Origin of the sequence: Halalkalibacter lacteus (assembly GCF_036663595.1) — a bacterium.
GTDB lineage: Bacteria > Bacillota > Bacilli > Bacillales > Bacillaceae_D > Halalkalibacter > Halalkalibacter lacteus.
The window spans coordinates 1-235 of the sequence record NZ_JAWRVL010000465.1; the positions used below are offsets into that span (position 1 = coordinate 1).

Annotated in this window: 1 protein-coding gene; it reads right to left on the bottom strand. The window is 49.4% G+C overall.

Features of this window, described 5'->3' with window-relative positions:
• Positions 1-235 (bottom strand): IS3 family transposase (locus SAZ04_RS23035; protein WP_332700135.1); only part of this gene is annotated, 235 nt, incomplete at both ends.

The following is a 235-nucleotide window of genomic DNA, read 5'->3' on the forward strand; positions in this document are numbered from 1 at the left end:
GTTTTATGGTTTACCAACACGCCCTGTTTTCTCAGTGAGAGCTTGATTCTGCGGTAGCCATAACGCCCTTTGTGATAGTGATAAATCTCTCTGATTTTGTCTTTCAGTCCGGCATGCCTGTCCACTCGCTTCAGGGCATTCATATTGTGATACCACGTACTGCGGGACATACCCGCTGCACGCAGAAGATCACCGAGCGCATGCTTCAGCCTTAGCTCACTGATTATCCGGGCTT